The following is a 25,773-nucleotide window of genomic DNA, read 5'->3' as shown; positions in this document are numbered from 1 at the left end:
CGACTGGCCGGGGTCCGGGGCGAGGTAGTTTCCGCGTCGCATAGAGTGACAGCTGTCTCGACAGGAAGGACTCCGCGCGATGGCTGACGCAGACGAGCCGGTGGGCTCGGCGTACCCGTTCGACACGACCAAGCCGAGTATCGCCCGGACGTACGACTACCTGCTCGGGGGCAAGGACAACTTCGCCGTGGACCGCGCGTTCGGGGACAGGTTCATCAACGAACTGCCGGGCTCGCGGATGATCGCGTACGACAACCGCGGCGCGCTGACCCGCGCGGTCCGGGAGATCGTCACGAACACGCCGGTGCGGCAGTTCATCGACCTCGGCAGCGGCCTGCCGACCGCCGACAACGTGCACCAGGTCGCCCAGCGGTACGCCCCCGACGCGAAGGTCGTGTACGTCGACAACGACCCGATCGTGCTCGCCCACGGACGCGCGCTGCTCGCCGAGAACGACAACACCACGGTGATCCAGGCCGACCTGCGCGAGCCGAAGGCGATCATCGAGCACCCCGACACCGTGCGGCTGATCGACTTCGGCAAGCCCGTCGGCGTGATCTTCAGCGCCACGCTCCACCACGTGAACGACGACGAGGACCCGGCCGCCATCGTCCGCTTCTGGCACGACCGCATCGCGTCCGGCAGCCACGTCTTCATCAGCCACTTCCGCAGCGAGAACGACCCTCGCAGCCAGGAGCTCGAGGCCGTACTCCAGGGTTCGCTCGGCCGCGGCCGCTGGCGCACCGACGAGCAGATCCTCGCTCTCTTCGGCGATGGCTTCACCGTCCTGGAGCCCGGCCTGGTCGCCGCCTCGGAATGGCGTAACGACAACCCGCCCGAAGACCCCAACGACTACCAGCGCCTGATCGCCGCGGTCCTCGCCCGCAAGAACTAGCTACGCGGGTAGGTCGAGCGACAGGGTCGTCGACAGGTGCCGGCGGGCTGCTGTTTCGAGGTCCTCGGGCCAGGGCAGCCCGCAGGTTGTGTGGAGGGTGCGGGCCAGCGGGAGGAAGTGCGCGGCGCAGGTCAGGTTGGCCGTGATCACTGACTCGCGAGTGGCTTCGAGAGGTGGAAGGTTCGCGAGGATCTGCTGACGGTCCGCCGGGAGTAGGCCGTTGAGGTGCAGCACGCCGCCTCGGTCCTCGACGGCGACGTCCTCGAGCATCAGGTCGATCAGCATCTGTCGCAGCAAGCCGGCGCCTGACTCGCCGACGACGTACTCCTCGCGTCCGATCGCGACCGGCAGCAGACCGAGTACGCGGAGGAACTCGACGGTGATCGACTGGACCCGGGCTGGGTCCGGCTGTTTCGGTGCGGCCGGTGCTGCGAGCTCAGCGCTCAATCCGTGCGGGTCGTACACCGGCTTCGCGGTCGAGCGTGTGCGGCTGGCGAGCGTGTCCGGCGTACCCACCGAGACGTCGAAGCGCAGCCAGTCCGGCGTGATGTGGTTGAAGACCCGCTTGCCGAGCGGGCGCCGGAACACCGTCGGCGAGATCTCGTCGGAGAACTTCGGCCAATCGTCACAGAAGCCGTCCGCGTCGTCCGCGGCGACGACAACCCACAGATCGACGTCACTGAACCGATCCTGCGTCCCCCGCCCGAAACTACCGACCAGCCACACCCCCAGCACCCGATCGTCCTGGCTGAGAACGCGTTCAACCCGCTCGATCAGGGCTTGCTGTCCGGAGTCCGCCGGGTTGCCGGTTACCGAATATTCGCGCGCATTGTCAGTCATGAACGTCCATGATGCTCCTAGGCCAACAGCTTCCCCGGGGAGCCCCATGCACAGTGCGATCCTGAATGTCACCTTCGATTGTGCGGATTCCGCGTCGGTAGCGCGGTTCTAGAGTGCGGTGACACGCTGGCCCGCGGAAAAGGTGGAGATGCCGGGGAACCCGTTCTGGGTGGTGGGGGATCCGGAGCGGGACGGTCCGCGGTTGGTGTTCGTCGAGGTGCCCGAGCCGAAGGGTGTGAAGAACCGGGTTCACCTCGACCTGCTGCCGCAGGGTGGTTCGCAGGGCGACGAACTCGCTCGGCTGCAGGCGCTCGGGGCGGTGGTGGTCGACGATCGGCGTACGGCGGAGCCTGGGGGCTGGATCATGATGGCCGATCCTGAAGGCAACGAATTCTGTCTCGAACGCAACGACGGATAGGAGTACGGCGCGGTATGGAGGCGGCTGAGGTGGTGCGGGCGGTTGAGGCGGTCAAGGTGATTGCTTCGGCGCTCGAGTTGGCAGTGGACGATGTGACCTTTCTGCACAACTCGAACAAGTTGGCCCTTCGGCTGTTGCCGTGTGACGTGATGGCTCGCGTGGCGCCGGTGGACGAGCAGAATGCGCAGTTCGAGATCGATCTTGCTCAGCAGTTGGTCGAACTCGGAAGCCCGATGGCTGCTCTCGAACCTCGCGCGGAGCCGCGGCCCTATGAACGTGACGGCTTCGTCGTCACGCTCTGGACGTACTACGAATCCGTGCCTGACGTGATCGCGCCGGCCGACTACGCCGACGCGCTCGAACGGCTGCATGCGGGGATGCGCAAGATCGACACCGCGTCGCCGCATTTCACGGATCGCATCGCAGAAGCCCAGGAACTCGTAGCAAACCGCGAGAGTACGCCGGAACTCGCCGACGCGGGCCGGGAGCTTCTCGACGACGCGTTGCGCTACCTGCGCCGGACGATCATCGAGCGCGGTGCACCGGAGCAGCTGCTGCACGGCGAGCCGCACCCGGGGAACCTGCTCAACACGAAGCAGGGACCTCTGTTCATCGATCTCGAGACCTGCTGCCGTGGGCCGATCGAGTTCGACCTCGCGCACGCGCCCGAGGACGTCAGCGCGCAGTACCCGGAGGCCGATCAAGACCTGGTCAGCTTGTGCCGGATCCTCGTGCTGGCGATGGTCACCACGTGGCGCTGGGATCGAGGCGACCAGTTCCCCAACGGTCGCCAGTTGGGTCTCGACGGGCTCGTTGAGCTGCGAGAAGCGCTCGACTCCTCGCGCTAGAGCTGGTCGAGGGCTGCCTGCAGGAACGCATCACGCCGCGCGGTGGCCTCGGGGCTGTAGAGAGTCGTCGGGGTGTTGAGGGCGGCAACTGCGTCCCAGTACGGGATGTTCGTGGCCGCCGTACCGGAGGCTTCTTGCCAGGCTTCCACGATGTCCGCGGTCGTCGTGCCGTACGTGATGGCGATCTGCTTGCGTAGCTCGCCGAGATCGACGCCCGGATTGCCGACACCAGCGGTCTTCCAGTCGATCAAGGTGCAGCTGGCGTCGCTCGTCCAGGCCATGTTGCCCGGCCAGACATCTCCGTGGACAAAGACGTTCTCGCCCTGGGGCTGAGGCATGCTCTGGATCAACTCGTCTGCTTGTCTGAGGAGTGGCGAGGTCGGCATCTGACCCAGCCGCCGATCCCTAGCGAAGTAGTCGACCGCGATGGGACGTATCCGGAGCGGCAGGTGAGAGCTGGGCTCGAGCCGGACCGCATGGACCTGCGCGAGCGTCGCGCCGGCAGCACGGAGCCGCGCGACAGACAACAAGCGCGGCCACGTCGTGTTGCCTGCAGCAACAGTCTCCAGCGTTGCCGGTACGCCGGCCGCGCGGCCGTCGAGGTCCTTCGCGACCAGCCGCGGAGCCCGCAAGCGGTGCAGCTCGGCAACCTCGAGCGCCGCCGCGCCCGTAGCGATCAACCCCGCGGCGATGCGCGGGGTGAGCGAACGCAGTACGAAATGCCTTTCACCACCACGCATGTCGACCTGCAGCCGCCACGGACCTTGATCGTCATGCAGCGTTTGCACCGATCTGATCGTGGCATCGCCGCCGATCGAATCGACGGCCCACTTCATTGTCCGCTCGGTCGGCTGCGTGCCGCCTGCGCCTCTACCCTTCCCGCACTCGCAGATCCTGGCACGTGACCGGGTAGGGGTCTAGTGGTTGAACAGCTTCCACTGACCCTCGGAGACGACCTCGACCGTGCCGTCGACGACCTTGATAGCGGTGTCGTCGTCGATCGCGTACGTCGGCGCCGGGATGTGGGCGGCCCACTTCTCGGCGTTCGCCAGCGAGGCGTCGGTGTGGTCGGGGTGTTCGAAGTGCGGGATGACCGCGAAGTCGACCAGCCCGGCTCCTTCACCGGTGACCAGGAGCCGGTGAAGATCACCGTCGGGGGTGTTGAAGACAACCTCTTCCGACTTGAGCGGTCCGTCGGTGCCGCGGGGCTGTTCGGTGTACGTCTCCACGAAGGTGGAGGCCGCGGCGATGCTGCTCGCGCTGACCCCGACGTACACGGCCTCGGGGCGCAGCGTCGGCAACAGGTCGGCGAGGCCGGAACGGCGCATCCAGTTGGCGAGGAACAGCGGGTCGCCGCCCCAGAACAGCAAGGCGTCGGCCTCGCGGACCGTCGGCACCCAGGCGTCCTCTTCGATACTCGGCAGCACCGACAGTTCGAGGACTCCCAGGGACTTCCAGCCCAGGTCGGTCAGCCGAGACGGGCCGTTGCCGGTGATGACCCGATACGCACCGAACTGCCCACCGCGGAACGGGTAGATGGAGGTCGGGACGACGAGCGCGGTCGACTCGGCGATCGGTTTGCCGAGCAGCTCGACCAGCGCCTGCTCGATGCTCGCGTTGTGGATCCCAGCGGAAGTCAGCAGAAGCTTCATGATGCCTTTCCTTGGTTGCGCGTACGGGGAGCGTGCGGCCGCTCAACCTTGCAACGAACAGCTCCGCTCCGATCCGACACCAACCCCAAGATTTTGTCCAGAACCGCCCGCTGGCACCGCCGGGGGTCCCGGCCGGTCCGCGGCTGCGAGCGCGGCCTGGAGCTGTCCGGTGGATGGCACCGGGACGGTCCGGCCGGCCTCGTCGCGGTACAGCCGGCAGGCGAGTCCGCACACAGCCGAGCCTGGTTCGGCAAACGGGTCGTTGCCGTCGATCAGCAGGGTCGGGGAGCCCGCCATTCCCGCCTCGACGGCATCGGCGTCGCTACGGATCTCCCGGGTAGCAACCGGGAGGTCGCTAACCTCTGCAAGCCGCTCCAGCATCGGTGCCAGGTTGGGGCAGCCGCGCACATGCAGTACCTGAAGGCTTATCTCGGGCCGGCTCAGCCTCATGATCGACCACCCGGCCGGGAGTCCAGGAACTGGGCTTTGGTGAGGAAGGCGAATTGGGCTGTTTTGGTTGAGCCGTCGGGTTGGGGGATCTTGGCCTCGGGGCCGAGGGTGAAGCCGGTGCGGTGGAAGCGGTCGATGGCCCGGGTGTTGCGTACGTCGGGCTCGACCACCAGGCGCGGATGCCCGAGGTGCTCGAACACGAACGCTGCCAGGGCCTTCAGCAGGTTGGCGGTGAAGCCCGGCTGCGGATCACCGGGCGCGATCAGCAGGTGCAGCCCGAGATCGCCGGCCTTGACGTCGTACGCCGCACCGGCCGGATCCGCCTGCGGGTCGTAGGTCTGCAGCAGCGCGACCGGCGTCTCGTCCAGCCGTACGACGTACACGTGATGCGTGGGCACCGAGTCCAGGAACCGATACGTGGCAGCGATCTCGTCGCGCGACAGCTCACCCATACCCCAGTACGTCGCCCGCTCGGCCGTCACCCAGCCGTGAATCAGATCGAGGTCCCGCGCCGGATCGGCCTCCTCGAGCCGGACCGTGCCGAACCCGTCCACCTCAACCGAATAACCGCCCTCCTCACGATCCGTCGCAGCGACCGCCGGAGCCAGCGATCCGTTCAGCCACAACGGCAGCTGGTCGTGATGATGCGGATCCCCGAGTACGCCGGACGCGCCGAGCGGCACAATCCACTTGCTGGCCGTGCGATCGGCAACATCCCACGCGTACCGAGCGGCCGACGCACGAATGCAGACGTCGGTGAGCCCGGGCAGGCTCGACGTCGACATGACACAGTGATGATCGCCGGACAGCGCCAGGTCGTACGGCTCCTCGTCCCGCGCGAACACCGGCCCGCGCAAGGCATGCAGCGGCGAGAGCTGATGCGTCTCACCCCACGGCGGTCGAGGCTTGTGCGCGGCAACGTCCTCCAGAGCCTCCCGCGCCAGCCAGCCGAGATTGATCTCCGGAAGGTCTGCCGCCACCAGGTTCTCGAGTGCGTACGAGACGTGTGTCAGCGGATCCATCCACGGCGCGAACACCGCGGCGACCTCAGCGTTCTCGAGGATCGTGAAGTGGTCGGTGAGCCGCGAGATGAGTGCCTTGCGGAGTGCGGCGTACGACGAGGCCGTCGTGCTCGTGGCGTCCATGCGACGGTCCCACGTGAGCAACTCGGTGCGTAGGGCAACGGCTTGCGTCGAGAGATCCTCGAGATCGGTCAGGAGGTCGAGGACGGAGCCGGCCGACCCGAGGAACGTGTCCTTGTGGATCGAAGGCATGTCGTCGACGGACCAGTCGGTCCGGGCGTTCACCAGTTCGCGGATCCGGTCCGAGCGATGCGGCGCCGCGAACTCGACGCCCAACGGCGCCGCCAGCTCCCGAGCGTTCGCCATCACCGCAGGACCGTCCACGTCCTCCCGCGGCATCGGGTCGTACCACCCGTCCCACTGATGCTCCGCCGCCCAAGCCGGTACGACGCGCATCCGGTTGCTCTCATGCCGCCGCGGCACGAGCCCCGCCGTACGGTGCAGCAGCCCACCCGCGGTATCAGCCGCCAGCACCACGTTCACCGGTTCGACCCACTCGTCGAACGCGGAGTCGACATCCGCCACAGTGGTTGCCCGGAGCAACCGAGCCATCACCTCGAACCCTAGCCGCCCGGTGACCCGGGGCGGGTAGCGCAGACTGATGCCGTCCTGAATGATCGGACCGCGCTCGGTCTCGATCACCTCGACCTCGATCGGGTCCGCACCGGCGACCTCGACCACCTCGCGATGTGTCGCCGCCGCCTTCCAACCGTCCGGGCCAAGCGCCTCGACGCCATTGGCAGTTCGCCGGAGCTGCTCGGCGTACAGGTCCTGATAGTCGGCCATCGCGTTCGTGATCGCCCACGCGACGCCACCCGTGTGCCCGAAGTGCGCCAGGCCCGGAATACCAGGCACGGCAAGACCCAATACGTCGTACTCCGGGCACGTCAGCCGGATCTGCTGGTAGACGCCCGGGCTCTCGACGTACCGATGCGGATCGCCCGCCACGATCGCCTGACCCGACGCGGTATGCGAGCCGGGGATCAGCCATCCGTTGCTCCCGGCCCCGTGCGGCCCCTCGGAGCTGAACAGATCCAACGCGTCCTCGCCGAGATGCCGCGCGACATGCGTCCGCCACAACTTCGTCGGGAAGCCGGCGAACAGGACATGCACCGCCAGCCAGATCCCGAGCGGCGTCCACGGCTCCCACTCCTGCAGCGTCAACCCGGTCTCGGCGAACTCCGGCGCCCGCAAGGCCCCGCCCGGCAGCGCATGATTCACGCCCTCGACGTACGCCGTGACCCACTCGCGCGTCTCGTCATCGAGCGACTCGAAGCATCGCTGCGCCGTGTCGGCCAGCCGGGCCTGACGCGCGAACACATCCCACCCGGCCGCCTCCGCGCCCAGGAACGCGGCGCTCGTCCCCAGGTAGCGCCGACGTTCGAGCTCGATCTGCCAGGCCCGGTCCCGGGCGGCGTTCACACCCTGCAGGTACACCAACGCGAGAGGATCGCCGGCTTGAAGCTGCGGCACGCCGTACGTGTCCCGGAACACTCTCGCATTCACAAACGTGCCTCGTTCCATTATAAGTTAGGTTAGGCTTGGCTAATTTCTGGGCTAACTTACGCAGCAGCTATCCATGATCGCAAGAGCAATTGTCGCCGGAGGTGTGGAGTGGGGCACGGCTGGGAAGGCGTGGTGCTCAAGCTGTTCCGCGGGAAGGACTTCGTCTTCACCGTGACGGGCGCCGAACAGGTCACCGAGCGCTACCGCCGCGTGCACTTCACCGACGGCGGTCTGCTGCAGGCGATCGGCGTCCATCCGACGATGTGGGTGCGGCTCTGGTTCGACAACGCGGGCAAGCCGCACCAGCGCGCCTACACGCTGGTCGATCCGGATGTCGAGGCCGGCACGTTCAGCCTGGAGTTCGCGCTGCACGACGGGTGTGCGAGCGACTGGTCGCGGAAGGCCGAGCCCGGCGACACGATCGAGGCGACGGTGCAGGGGACCGGCTTCGAGGTTCCGGACCCGTTGCCGCCGCGGCTGCTGGTGATCGGCGATCCGGCGTCGTTGCCTGCGATCAACTCGCTGCTCGCGGTCGCCCCGAAGCTGCCGGCGACGATCTGGTTCGAGACCACCCACGACCTCGATCACGAGCTGCCGTTCCGGACCGAGGAACACCACGACCTGAGGACCGTCCCGCGGTCGCAGCTGGTCGAGCACGTGAAGACCGAGCTCAAGGACGAGATCGGCGCCGACACCTTCGTCTGGATCGCGTGCGACACCGCGACCACGCGCGCGCTCACGTCGTACGTCCTGAAGGATCTCGCCGTGCCGAAGCATCGCGTGAAGTCCCTCGGCTACTGGAAGGCCGCGTAATCTTGCCGGCGTGATCACGCCGCTCGACCTCACCGACCATGCCCTCGCCGAGCGGTTGCTGCAGATCCAGCACGCCGCGTACGCCGTCGAGGCCGAACTGATCGGCTTCGACGGCATCCCGCCCCTCCACGAGGACCTGGCCGGACTCCTTCAGTCCACCGAGCACTGGCTCGGCCGGTACGAGGGGTCGCTGCTGGTCGGCGCGGTCGCGTACGAGTTCCCGACCGACGACACGGTCGAGATCGCCCGGCTGATCGTCGATCCGGCCCACGCCCGCCGCGGCCACGGCAAGGCGCTGCTCGATCATCTCGACCAGCTCGCGCCGCGACCGGTCAGCCTGGTCTCGACCGGCTCGGACAACACTCCCGCGGTCAACCTCTACAAGTCCCGCGGTTACGCGGAGGTCGCCAGGCTGGAAGTTGCCCCCGGCATCTTCGTAACCCAGTTCAGCCGCGGGTCCTGACCTGCTCGAACCCGTAGTACAGCGCGAGCAGGAACACGATCAGCAGCGTCACCTGGGCGGAGATGAACGAGATCCCGATGCAGGCGCCGTAGATCACCGTGCCCATCGAGTAGCGGATCAGCGATCTGCGCATCTGCGACTTCGTCATCTCGTGCTCGACCAGGTGATGGCGCAGTACGTGCCACCAGATCAGGCTGAACGAGATCGCCGCCAGCGTCAGGTTCGCGCTGTAGACGGCAGCTGCGACGTTCGCGTTGATCGAGTCGTCCTCGAGATGCTCGGCGAACAGACTCGTCGGGAACGGCAACAGCGTCGTCCACAACAACAGCAGCAGGTTGAGGAACATCAGCCCGCGATCGGCGCGCTGGATCTGCCGGAACATCGAGTGGTGGTTGACCCACATGATGCCGAGGATCGCGAAGCTGGTCAGGTACGCCGCGAACTGCGGCCACTCGTCCAGCAGGGCGGGCCACAGCCGCTGCCCCTCCTCGAGCTCGGGACTGTGCAGTTCGAGAACGAGAAGGGTGATCGCGATCGCGAAGACGCCGTCACTGAACGCTTCCAGCCGGTTGGTCTCCGCTAGGTCGGACTGAGTGCTCACGGGCACACAGTCTGAACTACTACACCGGTGAACGGGCCGCAGAACTGATCGCCTTGAGCGTAATCAGTCGGTGCCGAACGCATCGAGGGCGCGGATCTTGTTGGTGACGTCGAGCGCCGCGACCTTGTAGGCCTCGGACAACGTCGGGTAGTTCAGGACCGTGTCGACCAGGTAGTCGACCGTGCCGCCGCAGCCCATGATCGCCTGGCCGATGTGGACGAACCCGGCCAACTCCCGGGCCGGTTCACCGAAGGCGTGGTACGCCGCGAGCCGGCCTTGATCCATGCTGTTCGCGGCGAGCGCCGGAAAGCCGATCACGTCGCCGACGGCGTAGATGTGCTCGACCGTGGTCCGGTAGTGCTCGTCGACCTTGATCCGGCCTCGCGCGTCCGCCTCGAGCCCCGCGGCCTCCAGGTTGAGCGCGTCGGTGACGCCCTGGCGGCCGGCGGAGTACATCACCATCTCGGCCGGGATCCGCTTGCCGCTGGCCAGTGAGGTGACCGTGCCGCGTTCGGAGACCTCCACCCGCTCGACCTCCTCGCCGAACCGGAAGGTGACTGCCTGGTCGCGCAGATGGAACTTCAGCGACTCGACCACCTCGGGATCGCAGAACTCGAGCATCCGGTCGCGCTTCTCGACCACGGTCACCCGGGTCCCGAGCGCGGCGAACATCGACGCGTACTCGATCCCGATCACACCGGCGCCGACCACGACCATCGAGCCCGGCACCTTCTCGAGCTTGAGGATCGCGTCGGAGTCGAGCACATGCCGGTCGTCGAACTCGATCTGCGCAGGCCTGGCGGGCCGGGTGCCGGTGGCGATCACGATCTTCTCGGCGGTGACCGTGCTCGTTTCGCCACGCCCGGTCCCGATCACCTGGACCGTGTGCGAGTCGACGAAGCTCGCCGTACCGTGCAGCAGTTCGACGTGGTTGCGCAGCAGCTGTGCCCGGACCACCTCGACCTCACGGCCGACGACATGTTGGGTCCGGGCCATCAGGTCCGCGATGGTGATCTCGGACTTCACCCGGTAGCTCGCGCCGTACAGATCGCGCAGCGCCATCCCGGTCAGGTAGAGCACGGCCTCGCGCAGTGTCTTGGACGGAATCGTGCCGGTGTTGACGCAGACGCCGCCGAGCATCGAGATCCGCTCGACCACCGCCACCCGCTTACCCAGCTTCGCACCGGCGATCGCGGCCTTCTGCCCACCCGGGCCGGACCCGATCACCACGAGGTCGTAGTCGTACATCGGATCTCCCCACCAGACTGGGCGCCTACAGGCACCCAGTCTGGTACAGGAGGATCAGTCAGTCGACAGTGAAACAGCTGTCCAGCTGATGGCCGGGAGCGTAACGGTCAGCTTGCCGTCGACAAGCGTGGCCGCCTCGAGCTGTTGCGGAACGACGCGGTCGGGGTCGGTGGACGAGTTGACGGCCAGCGGGTCCGCGTCGTGCATGATCAGCGCCTCGGCGACGGTCGTGACACCGGTGCGGCTGACGTCGATGGTGACCTCGATCGGGCCGTCGGTCGACCGGTTGACGGCGAAGATCGCGACCTTGCCCTCGTCGTACGTCGCAACCGCGTCGACCGCCGGTACCTCGCCGTACTTCGCCGTCGTGGTGAGCGGCGAATCGGTCTCGACCCGGAGGACCTGACCGGCCGCGAGCCGGGACGTGATCGCGAACGGGTGGAACGTCGGCTGCCGCCAGGCCGCGCCGCCGGGCTCGGTCATGATCGGGGCGATCACGTTCGCGAGCTGGGCCAGGCAGGCGACGCCGACCCGGTCGCTGTGCCGCAGCAACGAGATCAACAGGTTGCCGAGGACAACGGCATCGGTGACGTTGTACTCGTCCTCGATCCGTCGCGGCGCGACCTCCCACTGATCGTGCGGGCCGTCGGTACGACGGGAGCGCTCGCCGTACCAGACGTTCCACTCGTCGAACGAGATGCTGATCTTCTTGCTGCTCTTGAGTTCCGCGCCGACGTGATCCGCGGTCGCGATCACGGACTCGATGAAGTGGTCCATGTTCACCGCGGACGCCAGGAACGAGGCGGTGTCGCCGTCGTCGTTCCCGTAGTACGCGTGGCAGGAGACGTACTCGACGAGGTCGTAGGTCTCCCGCAGTACGTCGCGCTCCCAGGTCCCGAACAGCGGCATCCGCGACGACGACGATCCGCATGCGACCAGCTGCAGGTCCGGCTCGATCATCCGCATCGCCCGCGCGGTCTCCGCCGCGAGGCGCCCGTACTCGGTCGGCGTCTTGTGACCGACCTGCCACGGCCCGTCCAACTCGTTGCCCAGGCACCACAGTTTGATCCCGTACGGCGCCGCGCCATGCTGCTCGCGCAGATCCGACAACGCCGTACCGCCCGGGTGGTTCGCGTACTCGAGCAGGTCCAGCGCCTCCTGGACGCCCCGCGTCCCGAGGTTGAGCGCCATCATCGGCTCGAGGCCCGCCTTCGCGCACCACTTGCCGAACTCGTCCAGACCGAACTCGTTGGTCTCGACGCTGTGCCAGGCCAGGTCGAGCCGGCGCGGCCGCTGGTCCCGCGGGCCGACACCGTCCTCCCAGCGGTAACCGGAGACGAAGTTGCCGCCGGGGTAACGCACCAGGGACACGCCGAGCTCCCGGGTCAGCTCGAGGACGTCCTTGCGGAAGCCGTCCTCGTCGGCGGTCGCATGGCCGGGTTCGTAGATGCCGGTGTAGACACACCGGCCCATGTGCTCGACGAACGTACCGAAGGTACGCCGGTTCACGGGCGCGATCGTGAACGCGGGGTCGATGGTCAGGTTGGCAGCAGGCACCAGGTTGCTCCTGTCAGAGTTTGTCTAGCCCTTGATCCCCGCGTCGCCCACACCGCGGACGACGTGGCGCTGGAACAGGGCGTAGACGATCAGCAACGGAAGTCCGCCCAGCACGGCCGATGCCATGATCTGGGCGTAGCGCAGGCCGTACGAGCCCTGCACGTTGGCGAGGCCGACCGGGATCGTCATCATTGACGGGTCGGTGGTCACGATGAAGGGCCAGAGGAAGTTGTTCCAGGCCCCGATGAACGTGAAGATGCCGACGGCAACCAGGATCGGCCGCGACATCGGCACCATCACGCTCCAGACGATCCGCCACCGGGACGCGCCGTCGACCCGGGCGGCGTCCTCGTAGTCGCGGGAGATGCCGTCGAAGAACTTCTTCAGCACGAACACCATCACCGGCGCGACCACCTGCGGCAGCACGATGCCCCAGTAGGTGTCGACCAGACCGAGGCCGGTCATCTCCTGGAACAGCGGCACGATCAGCACCTGCGGCGGCACCAGGATGCCGGCGATGATCAGGCCGAACAGCACCCGGCGCCCCGGGAACTTCGTCCGCGAGAAGCCGTACGCCGCCAGCACGGAGACGAACAGCGTCAGAGTGGTCACGAGAACGGAGACGACCGTGCTGTTGAGGAACCAGCGGATCAGGTCGCCCTGCTCGATCACGGACCGGTAGGCGTCGCCGGTCGGTGCCTCGGGCAACCAGGTGATCGGCGCCCGGGTGGTCTCCGGCTCCGGCTTCAGCGACGTGTCGAGAGCCCAGAGCAGGGGGACGAGCCAGAGTACGGCGAGGATCACCGCACCGACGGCAGTCGCGGTTCCGGCGAAGGTCCAGCGCGGTTTCACCGGACCGCTATGGGCCGGCTTGCTGACAGGCGCGGCGGACCGCCGTTCGGTCGGCATCGTCGTGGTCGTCATGCCGCCGCCTCCCCTCGGCCGGAGAACAGTTTGAACTGGGCGACCGCGACGATCACGATGACCGCGAAGAACAGGTACGAGATCGCCGACGCGTAGCCGATCCGGTAGCTGGTGAAGCCGGATTCGTAGATGTACTGGATGATCGGCCGGGTCGCGTAGTTCGGCCCGCCGTTGGTCATCAGGTAGATCTGGTCGAAGATCTTCAACGACGCGACCAGTTGCAGTACGACGATCAGCCCGGTGGTCCGGCTCAGCAGCGGCAGCGTGATCCGGAACAGCTGCTGCCGGCCGTCCGCCCCGTCGATCGCGGCCGCCTCGTAGACCTGCGCCGGAATCCCTTGCAGGGCGGCGAGATAGAGCAGGAAGTTGAACCCGACCGTCCACCAGACGGTCGTGATCACCACCGCGAGCATCGCCCTGTTCTCGGTGTTCAGCCAGTCGATCTCGGCGAATCCGCCGGCCGTCAGCAGCCCGTTCACCAGACCGAAGCCGGGCTGGTAGATCCACACCCAGATCAGCGTCACCACGGTCGCCGGCAGGACGAACGGAGCGAAGTACGAGAAGCGCAGGAGCCAGCCGAGGATGCCCTTGCGGTTGGCCAGCAGGGCCATCAGGAGCGCGATGATCACCAGCGGCGGCGTACTCATCGCGGTGAAGACGAGCGTGTTCTTCAGCGACGACCAGACGGCCGGGTCGCCGAACAGGTCCCGCCAGTTCTGCAGGCCGAGGAACTCGTGTTTGACACCGGCCAGGCTCGTGTTGAAGAAGCTGTTCCAGAAACCCGAGGCGATCGGCCAGAGCATGAACAGCGCGAACAGCAGCAGGAACGGCGCGACGAAGAACAGGCCGCCCCAACGTTGCTTCCAATCCGGTCTTTGCATGGGCGTTCTCCTGTCAGACCGGGGACGGGGTGTCGAGGAGCTTCTGAGTGGCAGCCTTGAACTGCGCGAGCGCAGACTTGGGTGTGGCTTGTCCGGTCGCGATCCCACTGAAGGCCGCCGCGGACTCGTTCTCCAGCTGTGCTCCCGAGCCGCTGAACCACGCGTCCGGGTCGTAGAACACGTTCGGAGCAACACTGCGGTACTCCGCCTGCGGCTTGAGCTCCAGGTACTCCTGGCTCTTCACCACCGGCTGGTACGCCGGGATGTGCCCGCCGGCCGCCCATTCGACGCTGTGCTTGAGCATCCAGGCGATGTACTCGACGGTCGCCTTCGTGTCGTCGGCGTTGCGGTGCGCCTGGTGCGGCAACACGAACGTGTGCGAGTCACCCTGGAACTTCGGTACGTCGTACACGACCGGGAACGGCGCCATGCTGAACGGCAGCTTCGCGGTCTGGTACGTCGTGACCTCCCACTCGCCGTTGAAACTCAGCCCGGCCTCCCCGTTGCTGAACTGGGCGACCAGGGCCGCGTAGTTCGCCGAGCGCGGCGTGAGGCCTTCGCTCGCGAGCTTCGCGATCAAGTCCAGGGCCTCGAGTGCCTTGGTGTCGTCGATCACCAGCTCCTTGCCGTCGGGGCTGAAGAATTCGCCCTCGAGCTGGCCGTAGAGCGTCCACCAGAGCCGCCACGGGCTGGTGGTGTCGACGGAGACGGCGTACTTGCCGGTGGTCTCCTTGACCGCGCGGAGCATGTCGAGGAACGGCGTGACGCCCTTGACCGGCTTGATCTTGTTGTCCGGCCCGAGCAGTCCGGCCTTCTTGCAGATCTCCAGGTTGTAGTAGAGGACGAACGGGTGCTGGTCCAGCGGTACGGCGTACAGCTTGCCGTCGATGACGCAGCGGTCCCAGGTCGCCGGCAGGAAGTCGGACTGGCGGACGCCGGCGTTCTCGAGCAGCTCCACCGGGATCGGGTCGAGCATGGTTGTGGGGCTGAAACCCTTCAGCCGGGACATGTGCATGGTCGCGACCTCGGGCGCCCGGCCGCCGGCCGCCGACATCGCGAGCTTGGTGTAGAACGGCGGGCCCCAGGCCAGCGTGTGCGCCTGGAACGCGACGTCCGGGTGCTCGGCGACGTACTGGTCGTGGATCTGCAGCAGGCGGGCACCGTCGCCGCCGCCGAACAGGTTCCATTCCCGGACCTTGGGTTTGGAGTCGAACGTGCCGCAGCCGGTCAGGGCGAGGGCGCCGAGCATGCCACCCAGCACGGCTCGACGCCGCGGACGGAAGGGAGGGGAGTGAGGGAGCATCTGTCCTCCAGGGCGGAGTGGAGCACGATTTCTCTACACCGATGTACTACATCGGTGTAGAGAGGATGCCCCGACTGCTCCGGGACCGTCAAGACTTCAGCTCGCGCCGAGGGTGGATTCCCTGGTGTGGAGTTCGTACGGGGCGACGATCTCGTGGTGCTCGGAGGCGTCGCCCGCCATCCGCTGGACCAGGAGCTCGACCGCGGTCCGGGCGATGTGGACCCGGCTGGGGTCGACCGTGGTCAGGGTCGGACTGCTGTAGCTGGCCTCGTCGATGTTGTCGAAGCCGGCCACCGCCACGTCGTCCGGGATCCGCACCCCGCGCGCGGCCAGCGCCCGGATCGCGCCGAGGGCCAGAGTGTCGTTGAGGGCGAAGACGGCGTCGAATTTCTGCCCGGTCGCGAGCAGCTCCGCCATCGCATCCGCCCCGCTCGACCGGTGCCACTTGCCGCCCGAGACGGCGAGCTCCTCGGGCACAGGAACGCCGTACTCCTTGAGCGTGTCCGCGTACGCGCCGTACCGGATGGCGGCGGTGCCGACGCCCTCCCGGGGTCGCACGCCGATCACCGCGATCCGCCGGCGGCCCTGGTCGAGGAGATGCCGTACGACGGCCTTGGTGGCCTCGACGTTGTCGATCATGACGTGGTCGACCGGGCCGTGGAAGATCCGTTCGCCGAGCAGGACCACCGGGGTGTGCGTGCGGAGCTGGTCGACGTCCTCGGGGCCGAGCCCGAGCGGGCTGTACAGCAGGCCGTCGACCAGGTGCCCGCGCGGCCGGGCCAGCGCGGTCAGCTCCCGTTCGCGGTCGGCGCCGGTGGTCTCGATCATCACCGTCAGGCCGTGCTCGCCGGCAGCCGCGATCGCCGCGTCGGCGAGCTCCGCGAAGTACGGGTTGCTCAGCTCGGGTACGGCGAGGCCGATCACGCCGGTCCGCCCGGACTTCAGGTTCCGGGCGGAGATGTTCATCCGGTAGCCGAGGGCATCGATCGCCGCCAGCACCTTGGTCCGCGTCTCGGCACGGATGTACGGATAGCCGTTCATCACGTTCGAGACCGTCTTCGGAGACACGCCGGCCTCGCGCGCGACGTCACGCATCGTCACCGCCATGGCATGTCCCTCATGGGCAGCCACGGTAGTGCAGAGCTCACTCCTCCGCGGCCGCGCCTTCGTCCGACGGCCGGCGTGGCGGATTCGGCTGCGGCCCCGCCGACACGCCGCCAGGGTGGTCGGCGATGTCCGGCGCGTCGTCCTTCATCTCCACGCCTTCCTCACGCAGCACGTCCTCCACCGCGGGGTCCAGCTCGTAACCGGGATGTGGCAGCCCAGGCCTGTCGAAACTCATCGCACCCTCCCTGGCAACACTCGCTGCTCCCCACCATACGACCCGACAACCAACCCTGCCCCTCCACCGAGTCATGAAAAGCGATTCAGAAAATCTGCCGGGATCCCTGGCTGACCGGACTTGGGGAGGATCCTGCACCGATTCGGGCACAAGATCCTCCCCAACCACGACTGCCCGCGGCGCGCCGGCGGTTCCTGGCTGCTTTGCGGAAGGAATGTTGCACCCAGCGGCAACTTTGTTCCGGAAAGCAGGGTCCACAGAACGCTTGGCCTTTGCCTACGAGGTCGGTGAGTTCGTCGCGACCGAGTACGGCGTGACACTGCACTCCGGGGCCGCGCCGACTACGCGCAGGCAAACCTGCGGTGCGCCACCGGAGCCAGCCACCACTCTAAAACTTGCTTCTTTTCTTGTTCTTTCCTTTTGAGGGCTTCTGAGTAGCCCCCTATCTCTCCTGCTCGAGACTCTTAACAGCCGTCTTCTTGTTTATTCGGGCTTATATGAGATGCCTCGGGTTTCCTTGCGGGCTTCACCTAGGGTGGTGGGTGTGGAGATTGAGGGGTTGTGGGAGGCGGAGCCGGGGTGGTTGAACACGGCGTCGTACGGGTTGCCGCCGAAGCCGGCGTGGGAGGCGTTGCAGGCGGCGCTCGGGGACTGGCGGGTGGGTCGGACGAGCTGGGAGCCGTGGGACGAGTCGACGACGCAGGCGCGGGAAGCGTTTGCGCGGTTGGTTGGGGCCGATGCGGCGGATGTGTTCGTCGGTAGCACGGTGTCGGCCGCGATGGTGCCGATCGCAGCGGCGTTGCCGGACGGGGCGAAGGTGCTGACCGACGAAGTCGAGTTCACATCGAACGTGTTCCCGTGGCAGGTCCAAGCGGACCGTGGCGTCCAGGTGGTCGCCGTACCGGGTGATGAGCTGGTGGCGGCGATCACGCCGGGGATCGACGTGGTGGCTGTGAGTGCGGTGCAGTCGTCCACCGGCGTCGTACTCGATCTGCCGGCGGTGATTGCTGCCAGCAAGGAGATCGGGGCGTTGGTGGTGATCGACGCGTCGCAGGCGCTCGGCTGGTTGCCGATGCGGATCGACGGCGTCGACGCGTTGATTGCCCACAGCTACAAGTGGTTGATGTCGCCGCGCGGCGCCACCCTCGGATACCTTTCGCCCCGCCTCCAGGAGCGTTGCCGCCCGTCGGCCGCCGGTTGGTACGCCGCCCGCGACGTCCACGCGTCGTACTACGGACCCGTGATGGACCTCGCCCCCGGCGCGCGGCGGTTCGACCAGTCGCCGGCCTGGTTCAGCTTCGTCGGTGCCGCACCCGCGCTCGAGTTGATCGAGCAGATCGGCGTCGACACCATCAACCGCCACAACCTCACCCTCGCGAACACGTTCCGCGCCGGCCTCGGCCTGGAACCGTCGAACAGCGCGATCGTCAGCACCAGCCTTCCCGGAGCCCAGGAGGCCTTCGCGGCCGCGGGCATCCGGGCCGCCGTACGCGACGGGAAGCTGCGTGCGTCGTTCCACATCTACTCGACCGACGACGACGTACAGCAGGCTCTCGAGGCGCTCAAACCCCTGCTGTAGAACTGGAAGCAGAGTTAGGGTGCCCCATGCGTGGATTGAGTATCGGGCAGGTGGCGGAGCGGACCGGGCTGAGTGTGCACGCCCTCCGGTTCTACGAGCGTGAGGGTCTGCTGGCCGATCCGGTACGGCGCGAGTCGAACGGCCGGCGTGTGTATACCGAGGACGATGTCGAGTGGCTGGACATGTGCATCAAGTTCCGCTCGTCCGGGATGCCGCTCGACACCATCCGCAAGTACACCGACCTGGTCCGGCAGGGCCCCGGCAACGAGCAGGATCGGCTGGCCCTGCTCCGCAGCCACCAGGATCACGTCACGTCCCAGATCCAGGACCTGACCGAGTGCCTGAGCGTGATCAGCCACAAGGTCGGCGTCTACGAGGAACACCTCGAGGCCGGGACGGCCGAGTGCCTGTGGGTCGGCCCGTCCCAGCCCAGCGCTAGCGAGGCTTCCTGAGTGCTGTCTCCATCGCGGTGAGTGTCGTTCGCATGTTCGCCGCCAGCTGGTCGAGACGACCCTGGATCGCTTCCGCGGCCCGCTCCGGGTTCTCGACCGCGCCCATCCGCATGCCGCTGTTGCCGGGTCCGTGCGTGAACGTCTGCCGGACCAGCGTCTCCGCACCGCGGTCCTCCAGCTCGTACTCCCAGTGCGCGAACGGCACGTCTTCGTCGCCGTACACGTCCCAGCCGAAGCGGGACGGCGCCTGCATGACGGTCACTGTGCAGGTCACGTACGTCTCGAACCCGTCCTTGAAGCGGTTGCGCGCCTCGAAACGGGAACCTTCCTCCAGCCAGGCGCCGTAGTAGCACTCCGGGCTCCACTCGCCGTACCGGTCGATCGCGGTGATGCCGGACCACAGCTCGCGGGTCGGCAGCTTGATCAGTACCTCGACGTTGGTGGTCGAGCCGGTCACTCCGTAGTCATCCATGCCCGGTACGTCGGACGCCTCGCGCCGGCCTCGACATTTACGCCGGATCGAGGGGAAGGAGCCGCGCCGCGATGGCCTCGGCCGGACCGGGGGCAACGACGGCCAGCGCGTCGGCGACAGCAGGCCCGCGGAGCATCGCAGATCCGCCATGTCCGATCGGTACGGCGCCGTGGGCCGTCAGCCGCACCGGGACGAGCCGGGTACTGGTCGGGTGACACGGCACACCACCGGGTACGGCGATGTTGCCGAGCTCGGGGAGCCGGCGACCGCGCATGCGGGTGATGGCCGCGACGCCGAGCGTCAGGAACGCGACGAGGGCCGCGAACGGGTTCCCGGGGAGTCCGAGCACGAGTCGTCCGTCGGCCAACCGCGCCAGGGCCTGAGGATGACCCGGCCGACAGGCGACGCCGTCCACGACGAACTCCGCACCGAGCGCGTTGAGCGCCGGTCGAAGGTGATCCTCTGGTCCCGCAGCCGACGACCCGGAGACCAGGATCAGGTCGGCCTGTGTCTCGCCGAGCGCCCTGGTGAGTTCGTCCAACGAGTCCGGCAGATGCTGCACTGCTGGCCGCGGCGGGCTGGTTCCCGGCTGATTTCCGGACGAGCCGCCGACCAGCCGTGCGCCTGCGCGCGTGACCAGGCCCGGGAGCATGGGCCCGATCGCGTCGCGTACGCGACCCGGACCGGACGGGCCGCGGTGGACCAGTTCGTCTCCGGTCACGAGTGCGGCGACCGTCGGCTGGGGGATGACCGTCAGCCGGTTGAGCCCGAGCGTCGCGGCCAACCCGAGCACGGCCGGGCCGACGACCACACCCGCCGGCAACAGTTGATCGCCGGGCCCGCACTCCTCGCCGGCCCGGCGAATGTGGCGGCCTTCCCTGGCCGCTCCCTCGAGCCGATCACCGTTCACCACCGCATCTTCGGAGCGCACGACAGCCGTCGCACCCTCCGGCAGCGCCGCTCCTGTGACGATCCCGGTCGCCTGCCCGTCGGCCAACGTCCCCGGATCCGCGGCGCCGGCCGCGAGATGGCCGCTCACCTGCCACGGACCAGGACCGCGTACGGCGTACCCGTCCATCGCAGCGCGATCGACCGGAGGGACTGCGCCCGGCGACACAAGCGGCGTACCCAGTACGCATCCATCGGCCTCACCCAGGGGTCGCGAGACCGCCGCGCCGGGGCGAGCCGCCGCGTGTGCGAGCACCCGGGCCGCGTCCCACGCCACGGCATCCCGCTGCGCCCGAAGACGGCGGCCTCCGGAAGGTGCGTTCCCAGGCCCGTCCTCCACAGGACCACCCTCTCCAACCCGCTCGCGGTTGTCGAAAGGAGCCCGCTCGCCGGACAGGGTGGGATACGTCACAGAGCGCCTTCGAGGTGGCGCGCGGCCAGCGCCGCCGCGGGCGAGAGGTCGGTCGCGCCCGACGCGGCATGGGCGATCAGCGCCTGCTTCATCCGCGGGTCCCAGGTCGCCTTCAGGTGGTTGGCGATCGCGGTCGCCGCGTCTTCGGGGGAGCGGTGGGCGAACTGGGCCGCGATCTCGTTCGCCAACCGCACGTACGGCGGCACGCCGCTGCTCATCGGTTGCCTCCTGCAACGACAGGCTCGCGGACGGCGTCGGCGGCGACGGTGGCCGGGATCAGGTCCACCTGCACTGCGGTGACCTTGTACTCGGGACAGTTGGTGGCCCAGTCCGAGTTGTCCGTGGTGACGACGTTCGCGCCGCTGACCGGGTGGTGGAACGTCGTGTAGCAGACGCCGACGGGTATCCGGTCCGAGATCCGCGCCCGCAACTCGGTCCGCCCGACCCGACTCGACAGCGCGACCAGGTCCCCGTCCGTCACGCCGCGTACCTCGGCGTCATGCGGATGGATCTCCAGCACATCCTCGGCATGCCATGCGACGTTCGCCGTACGACGGGTCTGGGCGCCGACGTTGTACTGCGAGAGGATCCGCCCGGTGGTCAGGATCAGCGGGAACTTCCGGGTCGACCGCTCCGACGTCGGCACGTACATGGTCTCCATGAACCGGCCCTTGCCCCGGGTGAACTCGTCCTCATGCATGATCGGCGTACCGCTCGGATGCTCGACGTTGCACGGCCACTGGATCGACCCGAGCTCGTCCAGCTTCGCGAACGAGACCCCGGTGAACGTCGGTGTCGTCATGGCGATCTCGTCCATGATCTGCGCGGCCGAGTCGTAGTGCATCGGGTACCCCATCGCCTGCGCGATCTCGCAGATGATCTCCCACTCCTGCTTCCCGGTCCGCGGCGCCATGATCGGCCGCACCCGGTTGATCCGCCGCTCGGCGTTCGTGAACGTCCCGTCCTTCTCCAGGAACGATGTCCCCGGCAACAGAACGTGCGCGAACTTCGCGGTCTCGTTGACGAAAAGATCCTGTACCACCAGGAGATCCAGCGCACCCAGCGCCGCGAAGACGTGCTGCGTGTTCGGATCGGACTGCGCGATGTCCTCGCCCTGGACGAACAGCGCCTTGAACGATCCGTCGATCGCGGCGTCGAACATGTTCGGGATCCGCAGCCCCGGCTCGTTGAGGATCGGCGTGCCCCAGAGGTGCTCGTAGATCGACCGGACGTCGTCGTCGGACACGTGCCGGTACCCGGGCAGCTCGTGCGGGAACGAACCCATGTCGCACGACCCCTGCACGTTGTTCTGACCGCGCATCGGGTTCACGCCGACGCCGGCCCGGCCGATGTTGCCGGTCGCCATCGCGAGGTTGGCCATCCCCATCACCATGGTCGAGCCCTGGCTGTGCTCGGTGACGCCGAGACCGTAGTAGATGGCCGCGTTCCCGCCAGTCGCGTACAACCGCGCCGCGGCCCGGATCTCGTCGGCCGGTACGCCGCAGATCTCGGCGACCGCCTCGGGACTGTGCTCCGGCTGCGCGATGAACGCCGCCCAGGCCTCGAAGTCCTCGCAGCGTGCGGTCACGAACTCACGGTCGACCAGGTCCTCGGTGACTACGACGTGTGCGAGCGCGTTGATGATCGCGACGTTGGTCCCGGGCCTCAGTTCGAGGTGGTGTGCCGCCTCGATATGCGGCGTACGGACCAGGTCGATGCGCCGCGGGTCGATCACGATCAGCTTCGCGCCCTGGCGGATCCGTTGCTTCATCCGCGACCCGAACACCGGGTGCGCGTCGGTCGGGTTCGAGCCGATCACGAGGATCACGTCGGACTCGTCGACCGACCGGAAGTCCTGCGTACCGGCGGATTCACCGAAGGTCTGCTTCAGCCCGTACCCGGTCGGCGAGTGGCAGACCCGCGCGCAGGTGTCGACGTTGTTGTTGCCGAAGACGGCTCGCACCATCTTCTGGACGGCGTACACCTCTTCGTTGGTCGTCCGCGACGACGTGATCGCCCCGATCGACCCCTGGCCGTGCTGCGCCTGGATCTCCCGCAGCCGGCGCGCGGTGAAGCCGATCGCTTCCTCCCACGACACGGTCCGCCACTCGTCGGCGATCGTGTCGCGCACCATCGGCTCCATCACCCGGTCCGGGTGACTCGCGTACCCGAACGCGAACCGGCCCTTCACACACGAGTGACCCTCGTTCGCGCCGCCGTTCTTGTACGGGACCATCCGGACCAGCTCGTCGCCCCGCAGCTCGGCCTTGAACGAGCAGCCGACACCGCAGTACGCGCAGGTCGTCAGGACGGTCCGCGTCGGCATCCCGAGCTCGACGACCGACTTCTCCTGCAGCGTCGCGGTCGGGCACGCCTGGACGCAGGCGCCGCACGACACACAGTCCGACTCGAAGAACGGCACCCCGGCACCGGCCGCGACCTTGGAATCAAACCCACGCCCCTCGATCGTCAGTGCCAGAGTCCCTTGTACTTCGTCGCAGGCGCGGACGCAGCGCGAGCACGCGATGCACTTGGACGCCTCGAAGTCGAAGTACGGGTTGGAGGTGTCGGTCTCCAGATCCATGTGGTTGGCGCCGGCTTCGACGCCCGAGCCGTAGCGGACCTCACGCAGCCCGGTGACGCCGGCCATGTCCTGCAGTTCACAGTCGCCGTTGGCCGAGCAGGTCAGGCAGTCGAGCGGGTGGTCGGAGATGTAGAGCTCCATCACGCCGCGGCGCAGTTTGCCGAGCCGCTCGTTCTGGGTGCGGACGTTCATGCCGTCGCGGACCGGCGTCGTACAGGAGGCTGGAGTACCTTTGACGCCGTCGATCTCGACCACGCACAAGCGGCAGGACCCGAACGCCTCGAGGTTGTCGGTCGCGCACAACTTCGGTACGTCGACACCCGCCTCCTTCGCGGCGCGCATCACCGACGTACCGGCTGGAACTCGTACGTCGACTCCGTCGATGGTCAGCTCGATCGTCGCCTCGCCGGCCCGGGCCGGAGTACCGAAATCTGGTTCTTTGAGCAGGCTCATGCGTTGAAGTCCTCTCCGAAGTGGCGGACGGCGCTGCGTACAGGCATCGGGGTGAGGCCGCCCATCGCGCAGAGCGAGCCGTCGGTCATCAGTTCGCACAGGTCCTCGAGGACCACGAGGTTCTGGTCGCGTTCGGTGCCGTTTGTTGCAGTCACGATGCGGTCGATCGTTTCGACGCCGCGGACCGCGCCGACCCGGCACGGCGTGCACTTGCCGCACGACTCGGCCGCGCAGAACTCGAACGCGAACCGCGCCATCGCGGCCATGTCCACGGTGTCGTCGAACACCACGATCCCGCCATGCCCGACCATCGCGCCGGCGTTGGCGAACTCCTCGTAGTCCATTGGAAGATCGAATTGCTCGACCGGGAGATACGCGCCGAGCGGGCCGCCGACCTGGACGGCGCGCGTCGGCCGTCCGCTGGCCGTTCCGCCGCCGAAGTCGTTCACCAGCTCGCCGAGCGTGATGCCGAAGGCGGTCTCGACGATCCCGCCGCGGGCGACGTTCCCGCCGAGCTGGAAGACGCTCGTACCTCGCGACCGGCCCGAGCCGTAGCCGGCGTACGTCTCCGCCCCGTGCGCGAGGATCGTCGGGACCGTTGCCAACGACAACACGTTGTTGACCACGGTCGGGCGGCCGAAAAGCCCTTCCAGTGCAGGGATCGGAGGCTTGGCGCGGACCATGCCGCGCTTGCCCTCCAGGCTCTCGAGCATCGAGGTCTCTTCGCCGCAGATGTACGCACCTGCGCCGACCCGGACATGCAGGTCGAAGCCGAACCCTGAGCCGAGAATGTCCGGCCCCAACCAGCCTTCCTCGTGCGCCCGCTCGATCGCCGCCTTGAGCGTGTCGACTGCGTCCGGGTACTCCGAACGCAGGTAGACGTACCCTTCGGCCGCACCGACCGCGTACGCCGCGATCGTCATCCCCTCGATCAACGTGAACGGATCGCCCTCGATCAGCATCCGATCCGCGAACGTGCCGGAATCGCCTTCGTCCGCGTTACAACAGACGAACTTGAGATCCGCCTCGGCGCCGAGCACGGTCTGCCACTTGATCCCGGTCGGAAACCCCGCCCCGCCGCGCCCGCGCAACCCCGACTCGACAACAGCCTCGACCACATCGGCCGGTGTCATCGCCAGGGCCTGCCGCAACCCACTCATCCCGCCGTGCGCTTCGTAGTCCTCGGCCGACAACGGATCGATCACGCCGACCCGCCTGAACGTCAGCCGCTCCTGCCGCCGCATCCACGGCAGTTCCTCCACCAGGCCGAGGTTCTCGCCTTCGCCCGCGAGCATCCCGGAGGCGATCAACCCGTCCACGTCCTCCGGCGCCACCGGGCCGTACCCGATCCGCCCGGCAGACGTCTCCACCTCGACCAACGGCTCCAGCCACAGCATCCCCCGCGAGCCGGTGCGGACGACTTCAGCGCCGCGAGCCTCGATCCGCTCGGCGACCTCATCCGCTCCCACCGAGCGAGCGGCCGAATCACGCGGTACGAAGATCCTCATCGCGCTTCTCCCAGCAAGGCATCGAGGCGAGCCGGGCTGACTCGGCCGTGCAGCTTGCCGCCGACCTGCACCGTCGGCCCGAGCGCACAGTTCCCGAAGCAGAACACTTCCTCGAGCGTGATGCGCCCGTCCGCCGAGGTCTCGCCGAACCCACAACCTGTGCGCAGCCGGGCATAGTCCGCCAACTCGACCGCGCCCACCGCGCGACAGGCCTCCGCCTGACAAACGGCCACCGTCGTACGCCCTGGAGCGGCCCGCCTGAAGTCCTTGTAGAACGTCACGACCCCGTGCACCTCGGCCACCGACAAGTTGAGTACGTCGGCCACCACCGCGACATCGTCCTGCGCGACGTACCCGAGCTCCTCCTGCACCGCATGCAGAATCGGGATCAACGCCCCACGCATCCCCCGCAACTCACCGGCAATCTCCCGCACTCGCTGCGCACGCCCGGGAATCGGCACAGGGGCAGCAGCCACGACCTCGCTCGTCATGTATACAACATTCCGTCGCCACTACCACCCGGTCAAAGCAAACCTGCCTAT

At 67.6% G+C, this 25,773-nt stretch carries 25 protein-coding genes; 7 read left to right on the top strand and 18 right to left on the bottom strand.

The features are described 5' to 3' along the window. The first annotated feature begins 79 nt into the window (after positions 1–79). The gene (locus ABT313_RS14230; protein WP_350852412.1) at positions 80–895 is read left to right on the top strand and encodes an SAM-dependent methyltransferase; all 816 of its coding nucleotides are present in this window, start codon (positions 80–82) and stop codon (positions 893–895) included. Here the strand turns inward: ABT313_RS14230 and ABT313_RS14225 are convergent, their stop codons facing one another. Further along, positions 896–1,735: a nucleotidyltransferase domain-containing protein gene (locus ABT313_RS14225; RefSeq protein ID WP_350852409.1), complete on the bottom strand. Its 840-nt coding sequence runs from the start codon at positions 1,733–1,735 to the stop codon at positions 896–898. It abuts the gene before it with no gap. A 118-nt stretch (positions 1,736–1,853) separates the two neighbouring features. Here ABT313_RS14225 and ABT313_RS14220 point away from each other — a divergent pair, with 118 nt between their 5' ends. Beyond that, positions 1,854–2,153 carry a VOC family protein gene (locus ABT313_RS14220; RefSeq protein ID WP_350852406.1) on the top strand — a complete coding sequence of 100 codons (300 nt, stop codon included), beginning with the start codon at positions 1,854–1,856 and terminating at the stop codon, positions 2,151–2,153. 14 nt (positions 2,154–2,167) lie between these two features. Continuing rightward, a complete protein-coding gene (locus ABT313_RS14215) occupies positions 2,168–3,001 on the top strand; it encodes a phosphotransferase (protein WP_350852403.1) in 834 nt (277 codons plus the stop codon). Here ABT313_RS14215 and ABT313_RS14210 read toward each other — a convergent pair. The 3 genes from ABT313_RS14210 to ABT313_RS14200 all read right to left on the bottom strand — a co-directional run bounded on the left by ABT313_RS14210 (position 2,998) and on the right by ABT313_RS14200 (position 7,691). Further along, positions 2,998–3,789, bottom strand: a complete 792-nt coding sequence (locus ABT313_RS14210; protein ID WP_350852400.1) for an aminoglycoside phosphotransferase family protein — start codon at positions 3,787–3,789, stop codon at positions 2,998–3,000. The genes ABT313_RS14215 and ABT313_RS14210 overlap by 4 nt on opposite strands. A gap of 129 nt (positions 3,790–3,918) precedes the next feature. After that, a complete protein-coding gene (locus tag ABT313_RS14205) occupies positions 3,919–4,653 on the bottom strand; it encodes a Type 1 glutamine amidotransferase-like domain-containing protein (RefSeq protein ID WP_350852398.1) in 735 nt (244 codons plus the stop codon). A gap of 446 nt (positions 4,654–5,099) precedes the next feature. Continuing rightward, positions 5,100–7,691 (bottom strand): GNAT family N-acetyltransferase, encoded by a 2,592-nt coding sequence (locus tag ABT313_RS14200; RefSeq protein WP_350852395.1) that lies wholly within the window; start codon positions 7,689–7,691, stop codon positions 5,100–5,102. Between the two features lie 108 nt (positions 7,692–7,799). Here ABT313_RS14200 and ABT313_RS14195 point away from each other — a divergent pair, with 108 nt between their 5' ends. Next, entirely contained in the window at positions 7,800–8,504 is a 705-nt protein-coding gene (locus ABT313_RS14195) for a siderophore-interacting protein (RefSeq protein ID WP_350852392.1), read from the top strand. A 10-nt stretch (positions 8,505–8,514) separates the two neighbouring features. Continuing rightward, positions 8,515–8,967 carry a GNAT family N-acetyltransferase gene (locus ABT313_RS14190; RefSeq protein ID WP_350852389.1) on the top strand — a complete coding sequence of 151 codons (453 nt, stop codon included), beginning with the start codon at positions 8,515–8,517 and terminating at the stop codon, positions 8,965–8,967. Here ABT313_RS14190 and ABT313_RS14185 read toward each other — a convergent pair. The 8 genes from ABT313_RS14185 to ABT313_RS14150 form a co-directional block, all read right to left on the bottom strand. Then, on the bottom strand, positions 8,951–9,568 hold the full coding sequence (locus tag ABT313_RS14185; protein ID WP_350852386.1) for a TMEM175 family protein: 618 nt from the start codon (positions 9,566–9,568) through the stop codon (positions 8,951–8,953). The genes ABT313_RS14190 and ABT313_RS14185 overlap by 17 nt on opposite strands. A gap of 63 nt (positions 9,569–9,631) precedes the next feature. Next, entirely contained in the window at positions 9,632–10,816 is a 1,185-nt protein-coding gene (sthA, locus tag ABT313_RS14180; protein WP_350852384.1) for a Si-specific NAD(P)(+) transhydrogenase, read from the bottom strand. 54 nt (positions 10,817–10,870) lie between these two features. Then, positions 10,871–12,373 carry an arabinosylfuranosidase ArfA gene (gene arfA, locus ABT313_RS14175; protein WP_350852381.1) on the bottom strand — a complete coding sequence of 501 codons (1,503 nt, stop codon included), beginning with the start codon at positions 12,371–12,373 and terminating at the stop codon, positions 10,871–10,873. A 24-nt stretch (positions 12,374–12,397) separates the two neighbouring features. Next, the gene (locus tag ABT313_RS14170) at positions 12,398–13,297 is read right to left on the bottom strand and encodes a carbohydrate ABC transporter permease (RefSeq protein WP_350852378.1); all 900 of its coding nucleotides are present in this window, start codon (positions 13,295–13,297) and stop codon (positions 12,398–12,400) included. Beyond that, positions 13,294–14,178 (bottom strand): carbohydrate ABC transporter permease, encoded by an 885-nt coding sequence (locus ABT313_RS14165; protein WP_350852376.1) that lies wholly within the window; start codon positions 14,176–14,178, stop codon positions 13,294–13,296. The genes ABT313_RS14170 and ABT313_RS14165 overlap by 4 nt, the downstream gene beginning before the upstream one ends. A 13-nt stretch (positions 14,179–14,191) precedes the next feature. Continuing rightward, on the bottom strand, positions 14,192–15,481 hold the full coding sequence (locus ABT313_RS14160) for an extracellular solute-binding protein (protein ID WP_350852373.1): 1,290 nt from the start codon (positions 15,479–15,481) through the stop codon (positions 14,192–14,194). A gap of 96 nt (positions 15,482–15,577) precedes the next feature. Beyond that, positions 15,578–16,588 (bottom strand): LacI family DNA-binding transcriptional regulator, encoded by a 1,011-nt coding sequence (locus ABT313_RS14155; protein ID WP_350852371.1) that lies wholly within the window; start codon positions 16,586–16,588, stop codon positions 15,578–15,580. A 37-nt stretch (positions 16,589–16,625) separates the two neighbouring features. After that, positions 16,626–16,823 (bottom strand): hypothetical protein, encoded by a 198-nt coding sequence (locus tag ABT313_RS14150; RefSeq protein WP_350852368.1) that lies wholly within the window; start codon positions 16,821–16,823, stop codon positions 16,626–16,628. A 544-nt stretch (positions 16,824–17,367) separates the two neighbouring features. Between ABT313_RS14150 and ABT313_RS14145 the strand changes: the two genes are divergently transcribed. Both ABT313_RS14145 and ABT313_RS14140 read left to right on the top strand, forming a co-directional pair. Next, entirely contained in the window at positions 17,368–18,402 is a 1,035-nt protein-coding gene (locus tag ABT313_RS14145) for an aminotransferase class V-fold PLP-dependent enzyme (protein WP_350852365.1), read from the top strand. A gap of 26 nt (positions 18,403–18,428) precedes the next feature. Next, positions 18,429–18,854: a MerR family transcriptional regulator gene (locus ABT313_RS14140; RefSeq protein ID WP_350852362.1), complete on the top strand. Its 426-nt coding sequence runs from the start codon at positions 18,429–18,431 to the stop codon at positions 18,852–18,854. Here the strand turns inward: ABT313_RS14140 and ABT313_RS14135 are convergent. The 6 genes from ABT313_RS14135 to ABT313_RS14110 form a co-directional block, all read right to left on the bottom strand. Then, positions 18,838–19,326, bottom strand: coding sequence for an SRPBCC family protein (locus tag ABT313_RS14135; RefSeq protein WP_350852359.1), 489 nt, complete (start codon positions 19,324–19,326; stop codon positions 18,838–18,840). The two genes, ABT313_RS14140 and ABT313_RS14135, sit on opposite strands and share 17 nt — an antisense overlap. A 37-nt stretch (positions 19,327–19,363) precedes the next feature. Next, positions 19,364–20,551, bottom strand: a complete 1,188-nt coding sequence (locus tag ABT313_RS14130; protein WP_350852356.1) for a molybdopterin molybdotransferase MoeA — start codon at positions 20,549–20,551, stop codon at positions 19,364–19,366. A gap of 131 nt (positions 20,552–20,682) precedes the next feature. After that, the gene (locus ABT313_RS14125) at positions 20,683–20,904 is read right to left on the bottom strand and encodes a formate dehydrogenase subunit delta (protein ID WP_350852353.1); all 222 of its coding nucleotides are present in this window, start codon (positions 20,902–20,904) and stop codon (positions 20,683–20,685) included. After that, the gene (gene fdhF / locus ABT313_RS14120; protein WP_350852350.1) at positions 20,901–23,723 is read right to left on the bottom strand and encodes a formate dehydrogenase subunit alpha; all 2,823 of its coding nucleotides are present in this window, start codon (positions 23,721–23,723) and stop codon (positions 20,901–20,903) included. The genes ABT313_RS14125 and fdhF overlap by 4 nt, the downstream gene beginning before the upstream one ends. Then, entirely contained in the window at positions 23,720–25,231 is a 1,512-nt protein-coding gene (locus tag ABT313_RS14115; protein ID WP_350852347.1) for a formate dehydrogenase beta subunit, read from the bottom strand. Before ABT313_RS14115 ends, fdhF begins: the two co-directional genes overlap by 4 nt. Continuing rightward, positions 25,228–25,722 carry an NAD(P)H-dependent oxidoreductase subunit E gene (locus ABT313_RS14110; RefSeq protein WP_350852344.1) on the bottom strand — a complete coding sequence of 165 codons (495 nt, stop codon included), beginning with the start codon at positions 25,720–25,722 and terminating at the stop codon, positions 25,228–25,230. The genes ABT313_RS14115 and ABT313_RS14110 overlap by 4 nt, the downstream gene beginning before the upstream one ends. Positions 25,723–25,773 lie beyond the last annotated feature (51 nt).

The sequence above is a fragment of the Kribbella sp. NPDC000426 genome, from assembly GCF_040300265.1.
In the GTDB taxonomy this organism is placed as follows: domain Bacteria; phylum Actinomycetota; class Actinomycetes; order Propionibacteriales; family Kribbellaceae; genus Kribbella.
The sequence above is the reverse complement of the archived record's forward strand: the minus strand, read 5'-3'. Positions and strand labels throughout refer to the sequence as shown.